Here is a 430-nt window from a genome sequence, read left to right as displayed (position 1 = left end):
CATCCGCCAGCGGACGGTCTTTACGGATCGCGGCCGGCATACGATAGCGGCTTGCGAAACTGACCATTTTTATTTACTCCTGATTATTTAGTAAGTGATGAAGGAATAACGCGGCGAAAATTATCCAGCGGCCTTGCAGCTGCCACCGGGCGACCCTCTACAACCCAGACAGAGATATCATCCGGGCATTCGTCATTAATTATCGTCAGCTCAGTGGCATTCTCTGGCGGCGTAAAAATTGCCGGTGGTGGCTCCCCTTCCGATGCTGCCAGGACCCAGCAAAACAGATCCGTGAACTGGGACGTGGGGAGGTTTGAATCACATCTTCCGGTAGATTCTTGAGCGGCGGTTTTGACGTTGACGTTTCGTGTGTGCATCCTGGTTTTCTCCTGTGGTGATGGTGTCCATCTCCCTGGTGAGTTCTCTCGCG

General features: G+C 53.0%; 1 protein-coding gene. It reads right to left on the bottom strand.

Annotated features, from left to right (window positions below):
- Positions 1 to 83: 83 nt before the first annotated feature.
- Positions 84 to 430 (bottom strand): hypothetical protein (locus tag A6013_RS26370; protein ID WP_254677915.1); only part of this gene is annotated, 347 nt, incomplete at its 5' end.

Origin of the sequence: Enterobacter sp. IF2SW-B1 (assembly GCF_001743375.1) — a bacterium.
Classification (GTDB): Bacteria; Pseudomonadota; Gammaproteobacteria; order Enterobacterales; family Enterobacteriaceae; genus Enterobacter; species Enterobacter bugandensis.
This window is presented reverse-complemented; position numbering and strand designations above follow the sequence as displayed.